Raw genomic sequence first — 25,290 nt, forward strand, 5'->3', positions numbered from 1 at the left:
CTCTTTAAGACTCTTGAAGAGTCTTTACTGAGGTTATATGATTAGGATAGGAGTGCCAAATCCCATGAACAGTTCATTAGTCCAGCAGCTTAATATAGAATTTTACGATTTGAAGGAAGAACCACTCAAAGCCGGGCCCGAACCGATCGAGCTCTTTCCCCTTAATGAATATGATACGGTCATCTTGCACTTATCAGGTGGAGCTGATTCGATGGGATGTTTGTTTTGGCTAAAGAAAGCCGGTCTGGATTTTAATAAACTTGAGATTTGGCACCAGGCCGTTGATGGCTGGGGGGATGATCACGTGGAGTTTTGGGATTGGCCCGTAACCGAATCCTATTGCCAAGCCGTTGCCTCCTATTTTAATGTGCCGATTTATTTTCAGTGGAGAGAAGGTGGGCTTAAAGGGGAGCTACTTCGTGAGAACCGTCTTACCGCCGATGTCCTATATACCGATTCCGCGAAAGTCATTCGGCTACAAACAAAAATGGGCAAAGCATCTACACGAAAGAAGTTTCCCGCGCAAAGCCCCGACCTTCTAAAGCGATGGTGTAGTGCATCTGCTAAGAGTGATCCAGCCCGACGTGTTTTAGTTAACAATCCGCGATATAGCGGATCCGCACTTCGTCCGAAGAAAATTTTGTATGTCACCGGAGAGCGTAGAAGTGAAGGCGGTAATCGCTGCAATTATCTGAAAGCTGAGAGACATCGATCGTCAAGCAAGAAAAGAATCGTTCATCACTGGCGACCGGTCATTGATGAAACGAAAGCGGCCATGTTTGACCTGCACCGGGAATTTGGCATCATGCCTCATCCGGTATATTATCTGGGCTTTGGTCGAGTCTCATGTATGGGCTGCGTATTTTCCACCGCTCACCAATGGGCCGCGCTGCAGTATATCGCCGCTAACCGTGTTCAACAATTTGCTGATATGGAAAAACAGATTGGCCACACTATTGATGTCAAGCTTACGGTCATGGAAAAAGTGGCCAAAGGAGCATTGGAGAAGGTTCTTCCTCTGGAGGATCCCAATCTCGCCTATTGGATAAACCTGGCTCTTTCTCGTTCGTTTACGATCGGGGATCTCTTGGCGGAGGACTGGCAGTTGCCGGTGGGTGCTTCTCGCGGTTGTGACGGTGGCCCGCAGTAGGGTCCACTCGCGCCGGCCAGGGGCTTTCGCCCCTGGAAGGAAGCCACAAGCGCTGCTTGTGCCTCTCATCCCTAGCAGGCCATCCTGCGGTAGCAAAGACTCCATCTTTGCTTGAATTATCTACCGCGGGTGTTTTACCCTATTGCCCTTGCAGCTACATCTTCATTATGATCAGAGTAATCGACTATAACCAGGAGGATCGTATGCGAGAAGAAGAACTTGAACAGGTCTTACGCGATGCGACGGAGCTTGCTCGTAAAAAAGCAAAAGCTGCTGGCACATCGTTGACTTACGAAAAAGACGGAAAAATGATCCGCGAATATGCCGATGGAAGAAAGATGCAGGTAATCTTCGATGAACAAGGAAAAAGAACTGAAATTGAATATGACAAATAAGCCCCATATGACGGTGTTCGCCGGAACGAATGGAGCCGGGAAAAGCACGATTACCGAAGTGATTGGAAATCGGGTTGGTGAAGTCATCGATGCTGATGCGATTGCCAAGCAGCTATCTCCCCTTCATCCAGAAAGCGTTTCGGTAGCTGCAGGCCGGGAAGCGTTAAAGCGAGTGCAGTCCTGTATCGATCAGCGTCGAGACTTTTCGATTGAAACGACACTTGCAGGCGGTAATGTTGTACGCCAAATGCAGCGTGCCAAGGCAGCCGGCTTTGAAATTACCATGTACTATGTGGGTCTTAAGAACGTGGATTACCACATTGAACGTGTTGCCCGGCGCGTTGAACAAGGTGGACACTCTATTCCGGAAGAAGATATCCGTCGTCGGTATGATCGATCGCTTGATCGTGTGCCAAAGGCGCTGCGTCTGAGTGACCGGGCATTCGTTTTTGACAATAGCACCGGGTTTAAAAAAATGGCAGAATTCGATCAGGGTAAGCTGCAGATCCATACTAAGCAATCCCCCGAATGGGTTGATCGCATTATTAAAGGATGGGACAAAGAACTTCGTCTGCAAATTAAGGAACTTGAAGACAAAAAGGTTCATTACGAAAAAGAATACAACGAGGCTTGGGATAAGCATATTGATGAGAAAGAGAAATTGAAGCCGCTGTATGAGCTGGAATCACTTAAAACTAAGCGCGATCAATTACTTAGTAAGCTGGAAGATCTACAGCCGGCATCGTTGATTGAAAAATTAAAGGGATCTGCTACAGAGAAATCTCAAGGTATTCAAAAAGAAGTTGAGCTGCTTGAATCCAGAATCGCTCTCGTTCAAAAAAAGCTTCCGCCTCCGCAAGAACTTCATTCCATCCAGCAATCGATGTCCGGATTAGCGGCCGTATTATCAGCTCTGCAACAAGCCATCCAGCAGGTCGGTCGCGAGCTCTTCTCTTGCCAGCAAACGCGTTATCATAATACCTTACACAAGCAGTATGGGTCTGTACGGGAATACATCCCTCAACAAGATCAAAGTTTAGAGAGATAACTTACCTTCATGGCCATCAATTTTGATGGTCTTTTTTTAATGCCTCTTTTCGGTTCCCTCAGTTCGTTCAGTCGGGCAGCCCAAGCGACTCACCGGCTCTAAGATGCTCCGCACCTAAGAGCCGGTAGATTCCATTGGACTGCTTCTCCTCCTTTGCGTTCCGAAGTAAACCTCTAAAAGCTCACAAACCTAGAACCAGCAAGGCTTTTATTACTCTATCAGAGGGCCTACGTGGCCCTAGATTCGATTTTCTTTCGTGAAGTCGTACTTACCCAGATCACCTTCAAACGACGATTACAGTGCCCTCTTGGGCTTCTAGGTGGCCCGTCCTACCTCATCTCTCGAAAGAAAAAAATCATAAACCTTCTTGAAAAACAAAGGTCAAGTTCCTTAAGAGCCAGGTCAAAAGCAAAAACCACGGGTTTTGCGAACAGTTTGACCGCTGCGTGGCTGCTTGCTACTCCGTTTTCAATCGCTACATCCGTGGCTTTTTTCGTATCCGTCATCATAGCCAACCATACCGAACCTTTCCGGGAAAAGGTGAAAAAACTTTTCGGGAACCCCACCCGAAAAGTTTTTTCAGCCCTCCGGGCAGACCTTTGCCCTCCAAGAACCGGCATGGTTAAGCGGGCTATGACGGATACGAAAAAAACGGATGTACGCTCTTTGAAAACTACATACGCAAGCAGCTGGTTCGCCAGGCAAATTCTGTTCTCAAAACCCTAAAGATTTCCGCTCATCGCCGCTCGGGCTAGAACGGAAAACAGAAATCCGGATATAAGGTAAACAAAAAAATTCGAAAATAAAGGAGTCGGTCAAGATGGCAGTTAAGGTGATTTTCAAATGTAAACAAGGTGGAAACGAGTATCGCCAAGGTTTTTCGTCCATCGAGCAGGCTCAAACCTACATTGCGGGTACGAGCTGGGAAATTGTCCAATTCACTTACAACGTTTAAGGAGGACTTCATAATGATGAATGCGTTAGAAAATCAACTTCGCTGTAAATTGTTGGAATACCTTGAGACTCACCGTCTCAAGGCGCGTGAACTGCATGAAAGGCTGAAAAGCCGACACGATCCGGAAGAAGCGTTGGAATTTGAGCATCTACTCGGTGCCTTCCATGCGTGCCATAAAATGCTTCATGCCTTTGATTTGGACAAGTGGAAGGATAATGCCGCGGAATCTGCGGCTAGAATGGTACATTTCGCCCGGAGCGAGAATATTGATTCGGGTGAGGTTGTCCGGGGTCTTCGTCTTGTAGGCGCATCGGAAATGTACGAAACCATGATTCATTCCGCCGAGGCGCTGGGGTTGACGAGCTGATAACTGGCGGGGATTCTCCCCCGCCTTCATTAAAAAAAAGGAGCTGGATATTATGACAACGGACATGATCCATTTAGCAGGAAAAGAAACGAAAAAGCACATCAAGGATGCACTAAAAGAAGTGTTTCCCGGAGTGAAATTTTCATTTACCTCTGAATACAACAGTGTAACGGTCTCCTGGACCGATGGACCACAAAAGCCCGATGTTCAAAAGGTTTTGTACCGTTTTGAAAGTTATACCCGGGTAAAGTGGAAAACCGATTATGAAGAGCCGACCGGATACGAATGGAAAGGCCATACATATCTAGGTCCCCGTTATCTATCTGTAACTCGGGTGTTATCTGATGATCGAAAAGCCGCTATTGTTGCCTATGCGGAACAATGCGGATCGAGCTACGCAGATGCAACTGTATTTGAACGAGAAGAATATGAACGTGAACTGATTCGGAAAGGAATCTTGAATGGTGTTTTTCCGCGGAACTGTCCGGATTTGATGCGCGACTCTTTTCCAGAAGTTGACCGGAGGGAGCCGGCGCGGCCGGCGAAAACCAAAGAAATTGAAAAAGTAATGACGGATGAGCCGCCGGAAGGCAAAACCGCAATGGCTCAGGTCATCCCATTTCCGAACCAGGCTGAAAAGACTGCGGTAAGAACGTTCCTGGATTCACTTACTGCAGAACAACAGCTCAAGTTTCATGTTCTGGAAATCTTATATGGCTACGACGCAGATGTCTTTCTTCATTCGGAACTGACCGTTGATGAAGCCTTTACGAAAATGGCTGAAATGTCTTTATTGAGGGGGTTATTTTGAGAAGCATGTTAAAAGAACACGCACAGATTCAAAGTTTGGGGCCTCTTGAAAGAGAAATCGAGGAGCTTCGGGAGAAGATGAACAAAGCGGCGGGGATCGGCAACTTGGTTTCACCGGATGTACTGAATCTATCTCAAGCTCTCGATGAAAAGATTGTCGCCCATCAGCTTGCTATGATGGCCAGTAAAAAGCAAAAACCGCTTGCATAAGCAAACGGCTTTCGAGGCGTGTTAACTGTGGTAAGTATCACGCCTCTCATTTTATCAAATTATGGGAGTGTGGTAAACATGAGAGTTTTATCCAAGGTGGCAAACAGTAATTGGATTTGGTTAACTCCGGTTGTGATTCTTTTTTTAGGTATGGTTCCTGGTGTTTTGGATAGTGGACTGTGGAAGTGTCTTGGTGCTGTACTCTTTCTCGGCGGTTTGTTCGGTATGGTAAAGGCGTTTGCAACAGAGGGTCATGAGGTCGAGATCTTTACGAAGGAAGACCAAAAGTTGCCCGCAGCTGTGTCCTCAAATCGCGCTATACTGTGAATAGGAAAACATTTGAAGGCAGCCGGTTTCTGCTCACACTACGCAGAGGCCGGCTGCCTTTTTGCGCGCGCCAGCCGATTTCCCTGTCGGTCAATCGGCTGGGGCCCGAACTACGCTTCGCTCCGTTCGTTCCGGCCATTATCCGCAAGCGGATAATGACTTGTCATAACCCTCTCTCTTCTTGCATATTAAATCATTAAATGACTAATTTATTTAATGATTTAGTAACCTATTCTCGAAAGAAAGAAGGTTGTACGCATGATTCAGCAGGGGATACCCGCGCCGGCCAAGGCCCGCAAAACAAGGAGCGATAAGAAGACGGCAGTGCTGGTTAAATTGGATGCCGATACACATAAAAAACTAAAGCGCCTTGCACTCGCCTGTGACCTGTTTAAAACTCCGCTGGCTGAAGAGATTATACAGCTGGCCTTAAATCATCCGGAAATTGTTAACTTCTTTCAGCAAAAATATGGCGCAGACGAGTTCCGCATCATACCCGTTACAAAAGATGGAAGGGTAGAATATTGCTAATTGGCTTTTATTGCGGACAAGCCTTTTCCGATTTTTTTGTACCATATGAAGCAAGAGCTGCACAGCCCCCACTGTTTATCAAAAATTTTATCTGAAAGCATAACGCTGCTTCTGCATTCACGGCATGTCTTTTTTACTGCCCTGCTCATATCAGGTTCCTCCTCAAATCATCAAATCTATTATCAGTATGACCAGTCTCTGAATCTTTTAAACCTGACTATTCAAAAAAATTTTGGATCCCCCAGTTCGCCCAGTCGGGAAGGCCAAGCGACTCACCGGCTCTAAGACGCTCTGCGTCTAAGAGCCGGTAGATTCCATTGGCCTTCTTTTCCTCCTTTGCGTTCCGATGTAAAGAAAAAGGCAAGGACTTTTTGAGCATTCCTTACTCGTTGATGGTCGTATGAATCTAATCGGGAAGTGGTATACTGGTGAAGGTTCCTCCAGAAAGAAGAAGCACGCTCAGATATTCTGAACGTGCTTCTTCTTGTTTGATTGGTATTATTGGATTTCAACCTCCATAGTTTCCATGCAGTCCCCGCAAATGATATTTACTTCCTTCGTCGCCCGGACGGATTGACTGCAGACTGGGCATATGTATTTCCGATTGTGGGATTTTTGCTGCTCTTCTCTTTCGCCCTCCGGCCCTTCTGTTTGATTACTCACAAACGTGCCTCTTGCGATTTGGAAAACCTCTGTATTGATATTGAATGTATCAATAAGTTTTTTTGTTTCTTCGGTAATTTTAGAATATGACCATCCAATCCTTTTATCCGGCTTATTCTCGGGGTAGTAGAATCCACGTTTCAGTGACTCCTCCTTAAAGCGTTTGTTATGATATTGTCCCTTTCGAGAGGTCTCCTTAATATTATGTATTCTGCAATACAGATGGATCATTTCATGCAGCAGCGTATCCATTGTTTCGTAGAAATCGATGTTTAAATATTCCGCGGCGATATTGATCTCATACATCTGAATGGTCTTTTCTTTGTCTCGCCAGATCGGTTTAAGAGTACACCAACCCATCGTGGATCTCTTTCCCCCGGATTGAATTGTAATAGCCGGCTCGGGCAATTCACTATCAAAAAAAGCTTTGTTGAGGCGCCGAAATGCTACATGCAATTCGTCTGTAGCCATTTGAATATTCATAAAAAGATAATCACCTCGTCTCAATCTCTATCTAGTATACCATTTTTGAGTGTTAACACTCAATTTTAATTGTCAAAAAAGATAGACTTTTTTTCGTCAGTAAATAGGCCGAAAGCCCCTTTTTTGACACCTATCTCCTATGTAATACAGGTGTTTCCGAAATTTCGACTTCCTAAGCCCCTATTTGTGTGGTATATTAAGGGTGTTCATTAATTCTAGCTAAAATCTAATTAAAGATTTCATAGACCTTTTGACAATAGCAAAAAAGCCATCGTTTCGAGCGCTAGGAGCTACCAACTCCTAAGCTGCTTACATCCGATTCACAGATCGGTGAAACAGGCGCTAAACAATGACTCTTTTAATGAGGTAATGCTTGTTGTTTATTTAAACAAGTTATGGCCTTATTTTAACATACTATCCGTCTATATTTCAATAGGATAGGTGTGTTTTGAGAGTACTTTCATTGTGATTTGTGTGTCTTCTAACATACAAAAGCCCTGTTCCTACCTTCTATGGTAATCGGATCAGGGCTTTTTTTGTTGGTCCAAAAGGTGATCGCGAGCTGGGCGGCCTGCCGGCATATGAAAAGGAGATACATACTTGGCCACAAACTGAATAAAGGTGCCTACGCTTCCGAATGTTTTTAAAAAAAGAATTAGCTTTGGAGGCTTATTTTCTTGCGCCCTTTTTCAGATAACGCGATTATTTGCCGGACAGGCCGTACGCAGTCCTGCTCCTTTAACTAAATAGTATGACCAATGGTGCTCCGAGCAGATTTTTTAAAAAATCAAAGCTCATGGGGCTTGCTTTCCTATTGTCTTTTTTTGAACTTTAATTTTCAAGCCGGTTGATACCGCACCGATCCGTGGATCAGGATACCACGTAAATCCCCTGCCCTTACCGCGTGGCAACCCCGGAGCTGCCGGTAAGGTGTCGTCGAGGGTTGCCACGTTTCGGCCGTGGCCACTTGCCCCTAACCAGGTGCGCAGTGAAGCTTCACTCTCGACGTCTGCCTACCTTACCGGGGGCGGACAACCGGGGAAACACGAAATACAAACCGATACTATGTGACTCCATAGTGGTTTGTGACCGTTCCTAAAATGTTGCGATACCTTAGTATCGTTGATGCGGTTAAGACTCGATAGAACCTTACTGGAAACCGTTTAAGGGAGAGGAAACCGTAGATGAGAGCAGTTGTGAAAGCCGTGGTGGCGGATAGGTATATAGGAACCGTAACCGATCCGGAGTAAATCTCCATAAGCAGCTGGCGTTCATGAGAACGCGTGGGTTTTTTAAACCGCACCTTATCCCTATAGTGGCCACCGATGCCGCTTAAGTCCTTGCTGGATGCAAGGCCGGGATAAGGTGAATTCTGCTCACGAAAGAACATGCGGTTCTGCAAGTCCTTAAGAATTCACCGATAATGTAGGGGTGGGTGTGGGGAGGATGATTTCATAAATTGGAGCGCGTAGCGGTCCTACCTTATCTCTTGCGCTGTGGATATTCTCTTTAAATGAATCCATTTATCCACATGGCTTTTAAATGATTGTCTTTATTATGATGGACCGAAGAGTTGAATATTAAACCTCAACGAGTGATAGAATGGCAAATTTATTGAAGGTGTGGGAGTCCCCGCAACGAAGAGAACATTTACTTCCCAGGGGGCAGGGGAAAGAGCTAAAGAGGCTTATTCCTCATATAAGTGGAGACTCAGGATTATAGTACAAAATCGATAAATACTGGAGACCGTAACAACCCTTTTTTGGTATAATTTCGGGTTTTGACTTTAGCCTGGATTGAAGGCTGCATGTAGAAAAAATGTTTGTCTTCCTTATATATGAGTTGCTTCCGCACGCCATTAAATGCTTTCTTATGGATAGGTGAAACTCCGAGTTCAATAATTCCAGTGGGTTGCAAGTGTCCGTCGGCGGTTTTATGAGCTGTGAGCCAGCCGAAATCTTTTTTTCTGAACCCGGTAATATAGACGTCGGTTTCAATCCAATTAATAACTTTTTGCCAACTCCAGGATCTTCGGTTTACTTCGTAAGATGAATTTTTTTCCTTTATAACTACTCCTTCGAGTCCAAGCTGCTTGACAATACGAAAATATTCTGTGCTTGAGCCCTTGGCAACTTGAATTACTTTATAATGCTCCGTTTCTGTCAATGCTGTTTCAAGTATTTCTTTTCGTCTCATCAACGGCAAACTCGTAACATCGATGCCGCGGTGACGTAGAATATCAAAAGCAACAAACGTAACTGGAGTTTTTTTTCGAGGGGATTGGAAACGCGACATCATGTTTTCAAAATCCGGTTTACCTTCGGAATCAGTGACAATGATTTCTCCGTCGAGAACGGTCCCATGAGGGATCGGAGCATCCAAAGTAAGCTCGGGAAATTTTGACGTTACATCGTTGTCGTGGCGTGTGTAGAGTTTTATTGAGCCATCCAGGTTCGATACAATCAGGCGAATACCGTCTAGTTTTAGCTCCGTTATGTGTTTGAAGCTATCGAAAGGTTGATTATTCTTACTGTATTGAAGAAGCATCGGTGGAATGAACATAGATGATCACCTCTAATAAGTAGTGTAGCAGTTTACATGTTAAATTTTTAGTGGTAGTTCAAGGGAAGAATTTGCTTAAAAAATTGTATAATTACTCAACTTTTGTCTTGTTTGAAACAACCTCATATGGTATATTTTAAATGACTCTTAAAGACTCTTAAAGACTCTTTATGACTCTTATAGAGTCATTCGATTTTATTGATATTCATCATACATAGGACAAAATGAAAAAGGAGGAGCCATGGATAATAGGAGCATCGATATTGAGGATATATGCAGAAAAATTTTGCGAAAAACGGTTTTGGACGTTTTCTTCCTTTTAAAACAAGAAAAGGAAATGACAAAATTGGAGATCATGCAGGCTTTTGCGAAGTATGATCCTGATCCAGATGCCAAGGTAACAAAGTTTCGGGGAATTGTTGATATAGGCGTAGCGAAATTACAAGGCGCCATGCTTATTGACTATTGGCAAATGGGCCCATCTGATAAGTATTTTATAAGTGAATACGGTGAGCAAGCTATCGATATAATGAAGCGCTTAATTGATGAAGAACCTTCTATGCTACTTGGGAGTCGAGTTGTATCTAAAATTTATGAGGAATATGAAAGTGAAGAAGAAACTCTACACGTATCAAGCGATATATAAGAGGAGGCTATTAAAATATGGCGAAGAATCTCGACAATAGACAACGTGCAGGATTAATTGATGGAGTTTGGCCACTTGAAGGATTTGTTAGTCAGGGAATTGATGAAGCAAGTATAATAAAATACGGTTTCATTGGTCTTGGTCAGGGTGGTTCTAAAATAGTAGACGCGTTCGCTGGAATTCGTTCGCCTAAAGATGGTGAGCCCGTTTATACTTGCATGATTGTGAACTCAAATTTAGGTGACATGAAACCACTTCGTAACATTCCTAAACACCTTCAATTCGGGCTTAAAGGGTATGAGCAAGGCGTTGGTAAAAATCCAGAGATCGGAAAAAAAGCTTTTCTGGAGAACGGAGAAGAAATTTTTACTCAAATTGCCGAACGGATGTCCGACTGTCAAATGATTTTTGTAGTTGGTTCGATGGGAGGCGGTACTGGAACTGGCGCTATCAATGTCTTAATCGATGCAATTGCTGACTATATTGGCATACCAGTTGCATCTATCGTCAGTCTGCCTGCTCCGCATGAAGTTGAGAGCTTAAATGCTTATAATGCCACTGCAGAGCTAATTCCAAAATTAAGTGATCATAGACAAGATGAAAATGATCGTCTTTATCGGGGTGTTGAGAATATTTCCATTTTGGATAACCTCAAAATTTTTGAAGACCACCGTGATAACCCAGAGTTTCCAGAGCTTAAATTAACATGGGATTTCTATAGCAACTACAAAGTTGCTAGTATCATTCACGAATGGAACGTTTTAACGGGGATGGAAAGCCACATTTCACTGGATGCAGCTGACTTAATGAACAATATCTTGTTAACCGGCGGTGTGCTTACATATGCTAAAAAGAAGATCAATCTGGATGAGACTGTCTCAACTGAGGATCTTTTGACTCAAATCGTTGAAACCTATAAAGGAAAAAATGTGCTTGCTAACGGTTTTGATTACAAAAAAGATATGAAAGCCTTGGGACTAGTTGTCGTTATGCCAAAAAATAGAGCAGACATGCTGAATCAAGATACCTTAGAACTATTGCGACTCAAATTTAGGGACGAACTTCCGAATGTAGGCATTTATCCTGGGTTTGTAAGCCATAATGACAGCAATACTGCGATTGTGTACACTATTGCAAGCATGGGAGGGTTACCCGAACGTGCAAAAAATCTGCGAAAAGAAGCAGAAGAACTTCAAAGAATACGGGAAGAGAAAGAACGGAACGCATCAGGGTTTAACATGGGTGAAAAAATCAGTAGGAACCCAGGAAACACACCGATTCGAAAAGTGAGTACAAGCTCTAATCCTTTTGGTAATGATGCACAAAAGCAAACAGCAGCTGCAAACGAAACAAAGAAAAAATTCAATCCTTTTGCCAGATAATAAACAAGTGAGACGACCATTGGGTTGTCTCTTTTTTTTGTCTTGAGAAATTTTTATGAAAATTTCAGTTTATCTTACTAAATCGTTTAATTATTAAGCAAATAAAAATCAGCGGAAGAGGGGGGAAGGGCTTATCTAAGAGCAAACCGGCGGCGGTGCCCCGGCGGGCGGAGCGTATACCGATCGGCCGGGTTCACCGGATCGGAGCAGTTGCAGGGAGAGGGGCGGCCGGGGAGATCCCATGCTGGCCGGCTGAGACCAACCGGCCCGAGCAACTGTAGGGAGAGTGTCGGCCCGGTACATCCGGTCTGACTGCAAAGGAGCAGAACGACGAGGGTGCCCCCGCGGGCGGAGCCCATGCTGGCCGATCAAGGCCAACCGGCCCGAGCAGCTGCAGAGAGAATGCGGCCCGGGAGATCCCGGGCATCCGGATCCGCCCGGGGAGGAACGGAACGACGAGGGTTTCCCCGCGAGGGGAGCCCATGCTGGCCGGCTGAGACCAACCGGCCCGGGCAGCTGCAGAGAGGTGCGGCCTGGGAGATCCCGGGCATCCGGATTCGCCCGGGGAGGAACAGAACGACGAGGGTTTCCCCGCGAGCGGAGCCCATGCTGGCCGGCTGAGACCAACCGGCCCGGGCAGCTGCAGAGAGGTGCGGCCTGGGAGATCCCGGGCATCCGGATCCGCCCGGGGAGGAACAGAACGACGAGGGTTTCCCCGCGGGCGGAGCCCATGCTGGCTGGCCAAGGGCAACCGGCCCGAGCAACTGCAGGAAGAGTGTCGGCCCTGGAGATCCCGGGGCATCCGGTCTGCCAGCAGAGGAGCAGAACGACGAGGATGCCCCCGCGGGCGGAGCCCATGCTGGCTGGCCAAGGGCAACCGGCCCGAGCAACTGCAGGAAGAGTGTCGGCCCTGGAGATCCCGGGGCATCCGGTCTGCCAGCAGAGGAGCAGAACGACGAGGATGCCCCCGCGGGCGGAGCCCATGCTGGCCGGCTGAGACCAACCGGCCCGGGCAGCTGCAGAGAGGTGCGGCCTGGGAGATCCCGGGCATCCGGATCCGCCCGGGGAGGAACAGAACGACGAGGGTTTCCCCGCGGGCGGAGCCCATGCTGGCTGGCCAAGGGCAACCGGCCCGAGCAACTGCAGGAAGAGTGTCGGCCCTGGAGATCCCGGGGCATCCGGTCTGCCAGCAGAGGAGCAGAACGACGAGGATGCCCCCGCGGGCGGAGCCCATGCTGGCCGACCAAAGCCAACCGGCCCGAGCAGTTGCAGAGAGAATGCGGCCCGGGAGATCCTGGGCATCCGGATTCGCCCGGGGAGGAACGGAACGACGAGGGTTTCCCCGCGAGCGGAGCCCATGCTAGCCGGCTGAGACCAACCGGCCCGGGCAGCTGCAGAGAGGTGCGGCCTGGGAGATCCCGGGCATCCGGATCCGCCCGGGGAGGAACAGAACGACGAGGGTTTCCCCGCGGGCGGAGCCCATGCTGGCCGACAAAGGCCAACCGGCCCGGGCAGCTGCAGAGAGAATGCGGCCTGGGAGATCCCGGGCGGGCATCCGGATCTGACCGGAGAAAAGCAGAACGACGACAGTGACCCCGCGGGCAGATCCTATGCTGGCCAGCCGAGGCCAACCGGCCGGAGCAGTTGCAGGAAGAGGTGCGGTCTGGGAGATCCCGGGCACTGGATCTGACTGGAGAAAAGCAGAACGACGACGGTAACCCCGCGGGCGATCCCATGCTGGCCGGCCGAGGCCAACCGACCCGAGCAGCTGCAAGGAAGTGGCGGCCGGGGAGGTGGGCATCCGTTTGCTTGCCGAAGAGCAAACCGGCGGCGGTGCCCCGGCGGGCAGAGCGCATACCGACCGGACGGGTTCATCGGGCCGGAGCAGTTGCAGGGAGGGTGCGGCCTGGGAGATCCCGGGCGGGCATCCGGATCTGACCGGAGAAAAGCAGAACGACGACGGTGACCCCGCGGGCAGATCGCATCCTGGCCAGCCGAGGCCAACCGGCCCGAGCAGTCTGCAAGGAAGTGGTGGCCGGGGAGGTGGCATCCGTTTCCTTGCCGAAGAGCAAACCGGCGGCGGTGCCCGGCGGGCGGAGCGCATGCCGACCGGTCTGGTTAATCGGGCCCGAGCAGTCTGCAGGAAGAGGTGCGGTCTGGGAGATCCCGGGCGGGCATCCGGATCTGACCGACGAGGAGCAGAATCACGGCCGTGCCCCCGCGGACGGAGTGCATGTCGGTCGGCCGCGGCTAATCGGTACGAGTAGTTTTAAGGAGTGGACAGCCCAGAAGATTCCGGGCATCGGGATCCGGCAGTGGAGAATGTGAGGCATTTAATCAGGTGTGTGGTACCCTCGTGACCACTGCATCGCTTAATGACTCTTAAAGAGTCAGACTGAATGTGATCTTTCTTTCGAGAGTTACATGTTGTTAATGATGCTATACAAGCAAAGGCATCAGATACCTTGATACTAAAGACTCTTAAAGAGTCTTTTATTTATTATACTTAAGACTCTTTAAAACTCTTAAAGAGTCTTAAAGAGTCTTAAAGAGTCTTGAAGAGTCTTTAAGACTCTAGAGGATTGATATCAGTAACCATTCTATTTAATCTCTAATTTGGATTTTGTATATACCCGGGGCAGTTACCCAAACATAAAAAACGACTACGGCTATATTAGCTTGGTCGTTTCCCTTTTTTTAAACACACACATATTGTTTTACATTTTTAAGATCAGTTCCATAATTTATCTATGACCATCCATTCCAACGGTAGCCGGCTATTGAATTGGGGCCTACGAAATTAGGATAAAACCAGTAAGAGGAACCTTTGGCTTCCCAAACATAGGTTACGCTGAATAAACACTGAGAAATTGCACCAGGATCAATGTAATAAAAGTACCCTTGAGGCAACGATGGTTTGGCTGGAATTGTAGTTGGAGGAGGCGCTGTAGGGGCGCCTTGTGTAGTATTTTGTGCTGGGAAGGAATCCGACATTGGTGCCCTGGTGATGGTTGCGTATTAGGTGGTGCATATGGTCCTGGAATACCGTAGGGACCTAACGCACGTTGATAAAAATCAGGTATATAAACCCACATTATTAAAACTCCTTTGTATCCATTGTTTTGAAAATCCTATGCTAGTGTATGAGACACATTAGCCCAATGACTATGGAGTCCGAGCATCAAAAACGACCTGCCGCTGCAATGAAAAATTCGTATATGGGAACAACTCGCTGGGGGAGTTTCGAAGATGTCATTACGATAATAAATCGTAATGCAGGATAAGGGGCGTGGAACGCCCATTCCACACGTAACAGGCAAAGCCTGTTAGATTATGAGGTTTTTGATTCCACATCCAGTTCCACTCCTATAGGAGTAAATACTTATATAAATTCCACAAATTAGGGTGTATAATAGGTATCGCGGACTATTTTGATTCCACATCGAGGTAATATAGGAGTATATACCCATGGGTAATAATACCTACATGGGATATAAAAACGGTTCGTTAATATTTTGAAAGGGGTGAACGCAATTGCCTAAAAGACCGCAGATGAGATTTGACATTGATGAGGAACTAGAACGACTAATTGATGCGTCTAGGGCACGGCGCGGTGAGAAATACATGGCTGATACTTGTAGAAGATTACTGCAGGATGCTTGTCGGCGCGAAGCTTTAGAAGATGGGGTAGATGCTTTAACGCCCATGCTAAGAAAAATCATAAAAGAGGAATTCAAGGTCTCGGAAAATAGAATTGCAAAGATTACTTCAAAAGCTGCAAATGCTGCAGCAACGACCATGTATATGTGTTATCAAGTTCTTGCTAGTTTAGGTACAAAAAATATGGCTGCAATTTATGAAACTGCAAGGAAAAAGGGACTAGCCTTTATAAAAACTCCATTGGATGAAATTAATCTGGAGGAGAAAGAAGACAAAGCGGATGCTTCATGAGTTATAAAAATTTGGATTCTCCCTTTTTTATGAATCTATATTTTTATCAGCCTTCACCCGAAAACACAGAAAAAAACATCAGTCATATTTCATACATAGGTAAGCGGCCTGGCGTCGTTATGGAGACAGAAAAGAAGCTGGATGATGTCGAACATGACCAGGATACCGACGATTCATGGGATTTCAAGAGAGAACCCATCGGCGGGAAGGAAGGACTTCCTTCATTCTCAGACTTTGTAAAGTACCTGGAGGAAGAAGAATTAGGGAAACAGAGAAAACAACATAATGAAGAGCTTGAACCCAATTCAGCTGCCCATCATGTGAAGTACGCTCATGAAAGACCAAGGAGCCATGGCTTGTTTTCCGCAAATGAAATAGAGGATCTAAAAGGAATTCAGGACGAACTTAAAGTGCATAAAGGAATTGTTTGGAGAGGTATTTTAAGTTTGAAGGAATCCGATGCTGTGCGGCTCGGATATGACGAGCGAGATGCTTGGGAAGATATGATGCGTACAACCGTTCCTCTCATGGCAAACGAAATGGGCATACCTGAGCGGAATTTAAAATGGGTTGCAGCCTTTCACCAGGAACAGGGTCATCCGCATGTTCATTTGGTCATGTGGGAGAAAGAGCCGAAACGAAAAAGAGGAGTATTGACGCCGCCCGAAACAAGGGAAGTAAAGAAAATTTTTGTGAATGAAATTTATGGAGAAGAACGATTGCGGTTAACTCAGGAAAAAACTGCTGAACGTGATTTACTCAGCCAACTAGCCAAAATGGATCTTGTGAAGTCCGTTGAATTGATTCGTGACGTACGATCCGAACAGAAGCAAGTTGAACTAGAAATGAAAGCAGCTGGGGCCGTAAGATCTGTTGGTGTACCACCTAAACTCTACAAAGAGGATAATATGGAGCTTGCGCAACAAATCTCGGAACTTGCTGAAATCATGCCGAAAAAAGGACGGCTCTCTTACAAATTTATGCCTGAGAACGTGAAGCTCAAGGCGGATGAAGTTTCAAAATGGCTTTTACAGCAGCCGGCTCAAAGAGAGCCACTTGAACATTATCTAAAGACAGTCGAAATGATGACACGGCATTATACCTTTCAACCAGAGCAAATTAAAGCAGCTCAGGACAAAGCATATCTAGATATTCAGAAACGTGTATCCCAAGTAGTACTTAAAGCGGCTAGTGAATCACAAAAAAATGTCTTTCAAAATATCATTCCTGAAAGAGCACAAGCTGTGATTGAGCAGTTTGCACAAGCCACTGGAGCACCGGAGGATATGACACAAGTTGTATTACACAACACCGCGCATCACTTTCGACTTTTTGGGTTTTCGAAAGACCAGCAATTAGCTTTATTTGAGAAGTGGATGGAGAAATCTGATCTGCAAATGGAGCGTGAAGATATTCGCGGCCTGCTTGATCAGGAATATACCCAAGAGAAAACACCGGATGAGATTAATTATTCCGCTCTTACAACAGCTCTTCGATTTTGCGGTGTATCCGATGAAGAATTGAAAGAACTTCTTACAAAAAAAGGATTCTCAGAAGCCGAGTATTCTCCGCTATTAACAGGAGCGAAGAAAGACCTTGAAGAAGCAGCCGAAATTTTTCTAGGCCAAAAAGAATGGGACACCTTATCAAAAAACATGGGTGTAAAAACAGAATTTCCTTGGGAAATGAAAGAAACTTCTGAGGTTATCGAAGAAAATATGCACTCTTTCATAAGAGGGATTGGAACAGCTGTTTTTAAGCCAGAAATGTCTGATAAAGAACGCAGCTGGACAGCTTATTGCATGACTGTGGCATTAAAGCAACTGGGCATATCATCGGAACAGAGGCAGCAACTGATGGAAGAATTTGCGGCTCGAAACCTTGTACCTAATTTGGGAAGCATTCTAAATGATGTCGAGAATGCAGAAACTAACTTTCTCAGAAAACCTACGTGGGAAAAGATTGCCGGTAGTCTGCAAATTAAGGCGGATTATCCTTGGGTTATCAAAGAAACAGCGATCCTCAATAAAGATAAATTACAGGAAGCTTTCGACGCATTTTCTCTTTCAAAACCTGCAGATGACTTATCGAAAAAAGAAGCAGTTTGGACGGCAGAAAAGTATGCCCAGATATTACAAAAGCTTTTTGACGATTCTCGTATTGTCATTGAAAAACTAAAAGATTGGAACCAACGAGCTAATAAATTGGACGATAAAGATTTGCCAATAGATAAGCTTGAAAGAAAACGGAACGATGATCTGGACATTCTCCGAAATAAATTTGGATTAAAGGATATGGTTCATGAAACGGTTTCGAATTTCGCCAAAGTCTTACACGCCGCCGGTCTTAAATCGGATGAAATCAGGGACATGATCCAGGATTGGATTGAACGGGCCAATGTCAAAATATCCGAAACAAAACTTGAGAAAATTCTTAATTCAACAGAAAAATTTTGCGAAGACATGAAGGAGTGGGGACGGGTACCTTATGTGAACAAAAAGGACTTTCAGAAACTGTGCAGGACTTTAAAAATTCAGGCACCATGGATGTGGAAAAACGATCGAGCATATCGAAAGTTTCAACGGGACTCTTCGATGAACATGGCTCAAGGCTTATGGAAATCTGTCTGGAAAGGAATTGAACAAGAACGAGCGCAGACCGAAGCAAAAGGCGAAATGTTGAAACAACAGCTTATTCGAGAACAAGTCTATCGCCAGCAACAAAGTGAAGAGCATGAAAGATGAATGTAGGAGGTGATGGGATGAGAATAGTTCAACGAGGTAGTCCTAACTAACTTGCATTCTACAATTGGAGGTGCTTTATGAAAAATAGAGGGAAGCTATTCAGATGGATAACGATTGCCATCATTTTAATTTTAGATATCCTGATCTTACCCTCATTAATTAAACTGCCTTTTTTCATCATGGAAAATAAAATGCAGGGACCTTCCATGTGGATCCAAGATTTGAATCCATGGAATGCCTTTACCAACCTCTTTGTTGATATCAAGTCGCTCCAATTCTTTATTACTCTTCAAGGACTGGTGCTTGTTCTATGTCTCCTTGTTTTTTGGGACAACAGGATTACTCGGAAAAACCGTGTAATGGACGGCGTTGAGGGACCGGAAGCTGCAGGTAGTGGACAGCATGGTACAAGTCGATGGCAAACGGAAGAGGAGACTGACCGATGTTCCACAGTATGGAAACTTGGTAAGCAGCTAACAAAGGGTGGAACCGTTTTGGGTATGGATCCTGAACAAAAAAAAGCTTGGTTGGATACCGAAGATACCCACAAACTCATTATCGGAACAACACGTTCAGGTAAGACGCGAACCGTCGTTTATCCAACCATATATGCCCTCTCAGAAGCCGGGGAGAGCATGATCCTTACTGATCCGAAAGGTGAGCTCTATGATCGAACATCGGATCAGCTAAAGCGAAAAGGTTATGAAGTTGTAGTCCTCGACTTCTATGAGCCCGGCCGTGGTAATCGATGGAATGTACTGGAGAATGTTCTGGAAGCTTTGCGAGAAGGCAATCAATCTGCTGCAGCAGAAGCCGCTTGGAACACTGCTCACTTACTTGCCCATCAAAAAGACTCCAAGGGCGATTCTATTTGGGTTGATGGCTCTGAATCTGTGATTGCAGCTCTAATTTTTGCTATCGCTACTGAAGCACAGTGGGATGACCAAAAACACATGACCTCTGTGTATAAAACTCTCGCTGAGCTCGGTGAAGTGCAGAAAGTTAAAGTTGCAGGATCTTTAATGGAATTCGTTCCATTGAATGAGTACTTTAAACATCTACCGAAAGACCACCCTGCACGGGACGCATATGCGACAGCCAGACTATCCCCTGAAAAAATGCGTGGAAGTTTTTTCGGCACCGTTTCTGTCATGCTCAGATTGTTCGCTGATCCGGGAGTCGCTTATTTAACCAGCTCTCAAGATCATCGGCTTGAGGATGTCGGGCAGAAGAAAACAGCCGTATTTCTCATCATTCCCGACGAGAATACGACAAGGCATCCGTTGGCTGCTCTGTATGTAGACCAAACATATCAAGCTCTAGTTAAGCTCTCGCGAAAAAACAGAAATAGATTGCCGATCCGTGTTCATATGCTCCTCGATGAATTCGGGAATATGCCGCAATTTAAAGATTTTATCACGAAGCTTACAGTTTCGGGTGGTAGGGGAATCCTTTGGAATCTCGTTGTACAGGGAATTGGTCAGATTAAAAAGACTTATGGTGCAGATAGTTTGGACACAATTTTGGGTAACTGTCACACCACGATCTATATTCTGACGGGGGATGAAGGAACGGCAAAAAAACTCAGCTTTTTGACCGGCCAATATACAGTTGAAACTGACAATATTTCTTCTTCAAGCAGTGGTAAGAGCCAAAGTACAACGGGACGATCCACTACCCTTATGGGAAGGGCACTTCGGACACCAGATGAAATTATGCGTTGGCCCAAAGAAATGTCTCTTCTTATTCGGCTTAGGGAATACCCTGCAAAACTAACCTGTCCGGACGTAACGAAGTGGCCCTGTGATGAACTCTTTAATTGGCGGGAGGATAACGATGACCGGACCATCAAGAAAGTTCCCATCTTTATACCAGATATGAACGGATCTGATGAGGATGAAGAGCTCCCAAGTCCGGCTGATCTTGATGATGAGGAAACATACACCGGTTACCGGGAAACAGATTTGGACGATATTGATTAAATTCTGGAGGGAAGCATTTATGCTTATTTTTTTTAAGAAAACAAAACGAATTGTGCCTTTATTGCTCGTACTTAGTACATTCTTCATTTGCCAGATGGCGTTTGCTGATGGGTTTGGTACATCAAAATATGCTACAGGGACACAACAATTAGTTAAAGATGTGTTCACTTGGTTGACAGCTGTAATTATTCCCGTAACAGCTGGTTGCATGATTGCTTACCAACAATGGAAAAAGAAAGTCGCTGATGGCGATGGCCAAGCGGTTATGGAAGCAAACAAAGCCACGAAACGGATCATTGTAGCTGCCATCATTGGGGAAACTGCATCGACTCTAGTCACTCTGATTACAAGCTACTATACCTAACTCATGATAAAAACATTTATAAATTTGGTCTCAGGTTTTCTGGAGTTTCTGGCGGAAGAGTCAATTAAATTTGTACTCACTATCTTTGCTTACATTGGAGCTCTAGGGAATGTTGTGTTGGATATGCCGGTCGTTCAGACCGGTATTATCTACACACAGATAGTAGCTTTATCATGGCTTGCTTTGAAAATTGCGTATGAGGCATATATGATCTACATTTTGCGTCAAATGGGAGAACCCACTTCTGATCCTTTGAATTTAGTGATTGGAGCCGTAAGATCAGCAAGTGTTATTGCTGTTATGCCCTGGCTATTAAAGTTCATGTACAGTTTTAGTTTAACGATGGCATCAGAAATTGCCAATCTACCGGGAACCGGTTATGAAGCAAATGAAAGCACATTTGTAGCATTTACTAATTTAATGACCCAAGCCGGCTCAGCGCTTATTTTTATCGCGGCTGCAATATTATATGCCGTCTTCATGATGGCAATAGTAGTCATTCAAAATTTTATACGTGCTGGTGAAATAGCCTCTGCTGCATGGACGGGATCTATATCTGCCCTCGGACTTACGAGCAAGGACAGCCAGGGTTGGCAATCATGGGTAAAGGACACTTTAGTCATTATGTTTGCTGGAACTCTGCAAATAGCACTATTACGTCTTAGTTTCTACTGCTTGACACCAATAAAGGTTCAACTAAAGGGCGAATGGGTTACTGCTCCATCCATCATTAATCTGTTTCTTTTTATTGCTACTTTATGGGTGACCTACAAATCACCCACAACTCTAAAAGAAAAGATTCATTCAACTGGAATAGCTCGTGTTGGCGGTGGTGCTGCCCAAAGTGTTGGCCAATCGCTTGTTATGCGTACGATGATGAGGAAGTAGGCGAATTGCGTGTATTTAATTCCTAAAAACGTTGGCAGTCGGTTTGAATTTTTCGAGGGGTTTGGTATGAAGGAACTCATATATTGCGTGTTTGGTGCATTCTTGGGTATTGGTATTTCCTCTCTCTTAAGTCTTTTCATTGCAAGTCTAGCAGCCAAAATCATACCGACAGCGGTATGTACAGCTGTCGCTTTCTTTGTTGTCAAAGAAGATCCGCGTCTTGGTAAATCGGTCATTTCAACCTTTAAAGACCAGAGGAAGTTTTTGTCGAAGCCCCGTCGGTATTTCTACATTTTTGGTGAGGGGAGGAAAAAATAATGCTGAAAAAATTTTTCGATAGGGAAAAAAAGGACACGAGCAAACAACAAACTCCTGTTAGTCAAGTAACGGGGTCAAAAACGAAAGTTCCTTCCGTACAAGAATGGCTTCCGTTTTACGACATCAACAATGGCTTTATCTGGAGAAGAGATATGCAGGTTGTTGCCGCTGTGAAAATAGAGCCGATTAATCTGGCGCTACTTTCAGAAAAAGAGCAGGGAAGAAAAGTCCATATGCTATTCGAAGTCCTAAATAGTCTTGAAAGCGACTGGAGTTGGACCGGATTACAACGACCTGTGGATTTGGACGAGTACATTGCAAACCAAGAGAATAAACGTAATCAGGAAAGCCATTACATGCGCAGGCGGATCCTCGATAGTTCAATAAGAGAAGCAGCAAGGACAGCCAGTAGCGGTGAAGCCATCGAGCTGATGTTTTATATTTTATTAGCTACTCCCATCAACACTAAAAAACAAAATCTTGAACTGCTGAATGCTCATAATAAAGCTAATGAAATAGCAGACAATCTTACCGAAGCTGAACTTATCTCACATGTATGTGATGATCAGGAACTAAGAGAGCTTGAGTTCATATTTTTAAACCCATTACAAGCTGCTTTTGAACGAGCTCCACAAGGATCTGGTCCTTATCTACCACCAGTATTTGCAACGGAGGTTTCACATGGCTGAACCAGTAAAAAAGAAAAACATATCTGGGGGTCCGGCGTTGTCCGGTCTGTTGGATTATATTAGTCCATCCGGACTTGATATTAAGCCTAAAAATATCATGCTCGGGTCTGCTAACTCACGGGTGTTAGTTATTAATGCTTACCCCACCGAAGTCAAGGCAGGATGGCTTTCCAAAATTACTAAAATGCCAGGCGTTACGGTTACAGTACATGCTGTTCCTACCGACCCATTTCATTTGCTGAATGAAATTAAAATTGCTATGGGCGAAGCCGAATCAAAGATGGAAACTGGTAACGCTGTGACAAGGAAACGTGCAAAAAAGCAGTACGACGATTGTGAAATACTTATCAAAAAAATTGATGAGGAACAACAAAAGGTATATAACGCAGTTGTTGTTATCTTGGTTACTGCAAGCGATCCCGACGTACTCGATATTCGGGTACGAAATGTAGAACAACGCCTTTCAGGTATGGGTATGAAAGGTCGCGCTCCTATCCACAGGCAAGAAGAGGGTTTGATTTCTGTCGGTCCTTGGGGAAAGCTTGACCCTAATATTTTTAAATTCGGTTATCGAAACATGCCGGCCGAGTCCGTAGCCGCTATGTACCCGTTCGTTTACTCGGGCATAAACGATATGGATGGCGTCTTATTGGGTCGTGATACTACTGGAGGAATTGTACTTATCGATATTTGGAAGAGGGGAGGAGATCGAACAAATTCTAACTTAACTATTCTCGGCCGGCCAGGTGTCGGGAAATCTACTACCATCAAAAAATGGCTTAAAGAAGAATTTGGACGGGGATGTCGGATTATTGTAATTGATCCCGAAGATGAATATTCGGGACTTGCAGAAGGCTGCGGCGGAACTATTATCGATGCCGGTAATGGCGCTAAGAGCAGGATTAATCCCTTACAAGTTAGGCTCAGGGTTCCTCTTGATGATGATGATGAAGAAGAAAAGAATCGGTTATACACAAAAGAAGAAATCACGCGGGGTCCCCTTGCGCTTCATTTTAATTTTCTCCGTACATTCTTTAAGCTCTATCTAAAGGAAGGTAAGGATGATGGTGGCTTTAGTAAAAAGCACATGGCCTGCCTGGAGATAGCTCTTGAAGATGCTTATGAAAACAAAGGCATTACATGGGATACGGATCTTACCCAAATAAAAGTAGACCAGTGGCCAATCATGTCTGACTTACTAGGAGCAGTTAGGCGTAGAGGAGAAGGAGAAAAATATAAAGCATACTGGGAAGACTTGGAATTGTTGCTCCGTGCTGCTGCAGAAGGTGCGGATCAAGATTTATGGAATGGACCTTCAACGCTTAAAGCCGACGATGAAATTGTAGTTTTGAACATCCAGCAATTGCTTGAGGCAGAAGACACCGTAAGACGCGCCCAATTTTTTAACATACTATCCTGGGCGTGGAGTGAAATCGATGCAGACTGGGAAGAGAAGATCATTCTTGCGGTTGATGAAGCATACCTTCTTGCCGATCCTGAAACACCTCAAGCCTTAATGTTCATGCGTAATGCGTCAAAACGTATACGGAAAAGAGAAGGAGGACTCTGGGTTATTACTCATAACATGATTGACTTCATGGATTCAAGCATCAAGCGCTTTGGCCAAGCGCTTTTGGATAATCCTGCTTATAAATTCATTATGGGACAGGGTGAAAATGACATCGAAGCACTTACCCAACTGCTGCAACTAAGTGATGTCGAGATCGAAACCATATCCCAGGCCAAGCGTGGTCAAGGACTTCTCATCGCAGGCAGTAAGCGACTGGCCGTAAATATCAAGGTCAATAAAGAAGATGAAATCTTTATCGGAAGTGCAGGTGGGCGTTAATGCCAGCCTGGGCAATAAAAGTCGGGATCCAAGTACTGAGAGATCCCGATAAAGCAATCAAGTGGGCATTTCTAGGTCTCATGCTTATTCTTGTCCTGCCGGTAATGCTCGTCTTACCCTTTTATTTTTTGTTTATCCCTGCGGCCGAGCCTGAACAATTCAAATACTATAAAGCCGCGGCAGAGCAGATCGCCTCCGAAACGGAGGGGCAGCTGATCAACTACAAAGAAATGGTCGCCCTGGATGCTGTGCTGCTTGAGCAAGATTTCACTAAAAGCAGCGCAGAAAGGGCTCACCAATATTTTAAAAGCCTCTTCATCTGGGAAGAGGAAGTTTCCTATCCATGTTCAACAACTGATGCAGATGGGAATGAAACAACGTCCACATGCTACAAGACGGTTTATCATAGCCGATCGTTGGATGAGGTCATGATTAATCTCGGATTCAATGAGGAACAGAAAGAAATGGTACGCAATTACTTACTAATCGATATTGATGAGGATGATAATCTCGGGGCAGAATCACCAAATGAAGTACCACCTGGAGACTTTAAACCTTCAATCGGTAGCTTCATCTGGCCGTCGGACTATTATCAACTTACAAGTGGCTTTGGTGGCCGTGTTGATCCCGTAACCGGCATACCTGGAGAAATCCATGGCGGTATAGATATACGTGCTCCGAAAGGGTCCCAGGTAAGAGCAGCAATGGATGGCGTAGTCACTCAGTCCTTCTATTCCGAATCTGGTGGAAATATTGTTAAGATCGATCACAAAAATGGATACTCGACTCGTTATCTGCATCTTGATACTCGCATTGCACAAGTTGGAGACCAAGTTAAGCAGGGGCAAGTCATTGCGTTGTCCGGTAATACGGGGAGAAAAACCACAGGGGCGCATCTGCACTTTGAAATTCATGTGAGTGGGAAGAAAACAGATCCCATGCAATTTTATAAGTAGGCAGGGGGCATTGACCCCCA

23 protein-coding genes are annotated in these 25,290 nt (G+C 45.3%); 21 read left to right on the top strand and 2 right to left on the bottom strand.

Annotation, left to right across the window (positions count from 1 at the left end):
- The first annotated feature begins 64 nt into the window (after positions 1-64).
- The 9 genes from ABC395_RS27215 (at position 65) to ABC395_RS27255 (ending at position 5,793) form a co-directional block, all read left to right on the top strand.
- Complete coding sequence (locus tag ABC395_RS27215) at positions 65-1,150, top strand: adenine nucleotide alpha hydrolase family protein (protein WP_413006978.1); 1,086 nt, start codon at positions 65-67, stop codon at positions 1,148-1,150.
- 203 nt (positions 1,151-1,353) lie between these two features.
- Entirely contained in the window at positions 1,354-1,545 is a 192-nt protein-coding gene (locus ABC395_RS27220; RefSeq protein ID WP_413006979.1) for a hypothetical protein, read from the top strand.
- Positions 1,505-2,593 carry an ATPase gene (locus tag ABC395_RS27225; RefSeq protein ID WP_413006980.1) on the top strand — a complete coding sequence of 363 codons (1,089 nt, stop codon included), beginning with the start codon at positions 1,505-1,507 and terminating at the stop codon, positions 2,591-2,593. Before ABC395_RS27220 ends, ABC395_RS27225 begins: the two co-directional genes overlap by 41 nt.
- Positions 2,594-3,413: 820 nt before the next feature.
- Complete coding sequence (locus ABC395_RS27230; RefSeq protein WP_413006981.1) at positions 3,414-3,548, top strand: hypothetical protein; 135 nt, start codon at positions 3,414-3,416, stop codon at positions 3,546-3,548.
- 13 nt (positions 3,549-3,561) lie between these two features.
- The gene (locus tag ABC395_RS27235) at positions 3,562-3,915 is read left to right on the top strand and encodes a hypothetical protein (protein WP_413006982.1); all 354 of its coding nucleotides are present in this window, start codon (positions 3,562-3,564) and stop codon (positions 3,913-3,915) included.
- Positions 3,916-3,967: 52 nt separating this feature from the next.
- The gene (locus tag ABC395_RS27240; RefSeq protein WP_413006983.1) at positions 3,968-4,726 is read left to right on the top strand and encodes an LPD29 domain-containing protein; all 759 of its coding nucleotides are present in this window, start codon (positions 3,968-3,970) and stop codon (positions 4,724-4,726) included.
- Positions 4,727-4,731: 5 nt separating this feature from the next.
- A complete protein-coding gene (locus ABC395_RS27245; RefSeq protein ID WP_413006984.1) occupies positions 4,732-4,935 on the top strand; it encodes an aspartyl-phosphate phosphatase Spo0E family protein in 204 nt (67 codons plus the stop codon).
- Between the two features lie 78 nt (positions 4,936-5,013).
- Positions 5,014-5,262: a hypothetical protein gene (locus ABC395_RS27250; RefSeq protein ID WP_413006985.1), complete on the top strand. Its 249-nt coding sequence runs from the start codon at positions 5,014-5,016 to the stop codon at positions 5,260-5,262.
- 258 nt (positions 5,263-5,520) lie between these two features.
- Positions 5,521-5,793 (top strand): hypothetical protein, encoded by a 273-nt coding sequence (locus ABC395_RS27255; protein WP_413006986.1) that lies wholly within the window; start codon positions 5,521-5,523, stop codon positions 5,791-5,793.
- 498 nt (positions 5,794-6,291) lie between these two features.
- Here the strand turns inward: ABC395_RS27255 and ABC395_RS27260 are convergent, their stop codons facing one another.
- The gene (locus tag ABC395_RS27260; RefSeq protein ID WP_413006987.1) at positions 6,292-6,939 is read right to left on the bottom strand and encodes a SprT-like domain-containing protein; all 648 of its coding nucleotides are present in this window, start codon (positions 6,937-6,939) and stop codon (positions 6,292-6,294) included.
- Between the two features lie 1,716 nt (positions 6,940-8,655).
- Complete coding sequence (locus ABC395_RS27265) at positions 8,656-9,501, bottom strand: ATP-dependent DNA ligase (protein ID WP_413006988.1); 846 nt, start codon at positions 9,499-9,501, stop codon at positions 8,656-8,658.
- Positions 9,502-9,742: 241 nt separating this feature from the next.
- Here ABC395_RS27265 and ABC395_RS27270 point away from each other — a divergent pair, with 241 nt between their 5' ends.
- The 12 genes from ABC395_RS27270 (at position 9,743) to ABC395_RS27325 (ending at position 25,270) form a co-directional block, all read left to right on the top strand.
- Positions 9,743-10,147 (top strand): hypothetical protein, encoded by a 405-nt coding sequence (locus ABC395_RS27270; protein WP_413006989.1) that lies wholly within the window; start codon positions 9,743-9,745, stop codon positions 10,145-10,147.
- A gap of 17 nt (positions 10,148-10,164) precedes the next feature.
- A complete protein-coding gene (locus ABC395_RS27275) occupies positions 10,165-11,529 on the top strand; it encodes an FtsZ/tubulin family protein (RefSeq protein ID WP_413006990.1) in 1,365 nt (454 codons plus the stop codon).
- Positions 11,530-13,587: 2,058 nt separating this feature from the next.
- Positions 13,588-13,857 (top strand): hypothetical protein, encoded by a 270-nt coding sequence (locus ABC395_RS27280; protein WP_413006991.1) that lies wholly within the window; start codon positions 13,588-13,590, stop codon positions 13,855-13,857.
- A gap of 1,206 nt (positions 13,858-15,063) precedes the next feature.
- The gene (locus tag ABC395_RS27285) at positions 15,064-15,480 is read left to right on the top strand and encodes a hypothetical protein (RefSeq protein ID WP_413006992.1); all 417 of its coding nucleotides are present in this window, start codon (positions 15,064-15,066) and stop codon (positions 15,478-15,480) included.
- Positions 15,477-18,224 (top strand): MobP3 family relaxase, encoded by a 2,748-nt coding sequence (gene mobP3, locus ABC395_RS27290; protein ID WP_413006993.1) that lies wholly within the window; start codon positions 15,477-15,479, stop codon positions 18,222-18,224. The genes ABC395_RS27285 and mobP3 overlap by 4 nt, the downstream gene beginning before the upstream one ends.
- A gap of 77 nt (positions 18,225-18,301) precedes the next feature.
- A complete protein-coding gene (locus ABC395_RS27295) occupies positions 18,302-20,206 on the top strand; it encodes a VirD4-like conjugal transfer protein, CD1115 family (RefSeq protein WP_413006994.1) in 1,905 nt (634 codons plus the stop codon).
- A 19-nt stretch (positions 20,207-20,225) separates the two neighbouring features.
- The gene (locus ABC395_RS27300; RefSeq protein WP_413006995.1) at positions 20,226-20,570 is read left to right on the top strand and encodes a hypothetical protein; all 345 of its coding nucleotides are present in this window, start codon (positions 20,226-20,228) and stop codon (positions 20,568-20,570) included.
- A 3-nt stretch (positions 20,571-20,573) separates the two neighbouring features.
- The gene (locus ABC395_RS27305) at positions 20,574-21,458 is read left to right on the top strand and encodes a conjugal transfer protein TrbL family protein (protein ID WP_413006996.1); all 885 of its coding nucleotides are present in this window, start codon (positions 20,574-20,576) and stop codon (positions 21,456-21,458) included.
- Between the two features lie 9 nt (positions 21,459-21,467).
- A complete protein-coding gene (locus ABC395_RS27310; protein ID WP_413006997.1) occupies positions 21,468-21,776 on the top strand; it encodes a PrgI family protein in 309 nt (102 codons plus the stop codon).
- A complete protein-coding gene (locus ABC395_RS27315) occupies positions 21,776-22,465 on the top strand; it encodes a TraC-like domain-containing protein (protein WP_413006998.1) in 690 nt (229 codons plus the stop codon). The genes ABC395_RS27310 and ABC395_RS27315 overlap by 1 nt, the downstream gene beginning before the upstream one ends.
- The gene (locus ABC395_RS27320; RefSeq protein WP_413006999.1) at positions 22,458-24,314 is read left to right on the top strand and encodes a VirB4 family type IV secretion system protein; all 1,857 of its coding nucleotides are present in this window, start codon (positions 22,458-22,460) and stop codon (positions 24,312-24,314) included. The genes ABC395_RS27315 and ABC395_RS27320 overlap by 8 nt, the downstream gene beginning before the upstream one ends.
- The gene (locus ABC395_RS27325; protein ID WP_413007000.1) at positions 24,314-25,270 is read left to right on the top strand and encodes a M23 family metallopeptidase; all 957 of its coding nucleotides are present in this window, start codon (positions 24,314-24,316) and stop codon (positions 25,268-25,270) included. Before ABC395_RS27320 ends, ABC395_RS27325 begins: the two co-directional genes overlap by 1 nt.
- The last annotated feature ends 20 nt before the right edge of the window (positions 25,271-25,290 follow it).

The sequence above is a fragment of the Paenibacillus canaveralius genome (genome assembly GCF_047238265.1).
Classification (GTDB): Bacteria; Bacillota; Bacilli; order Paenibacillales; family NBRC-103111; genus Paenibacillus_F.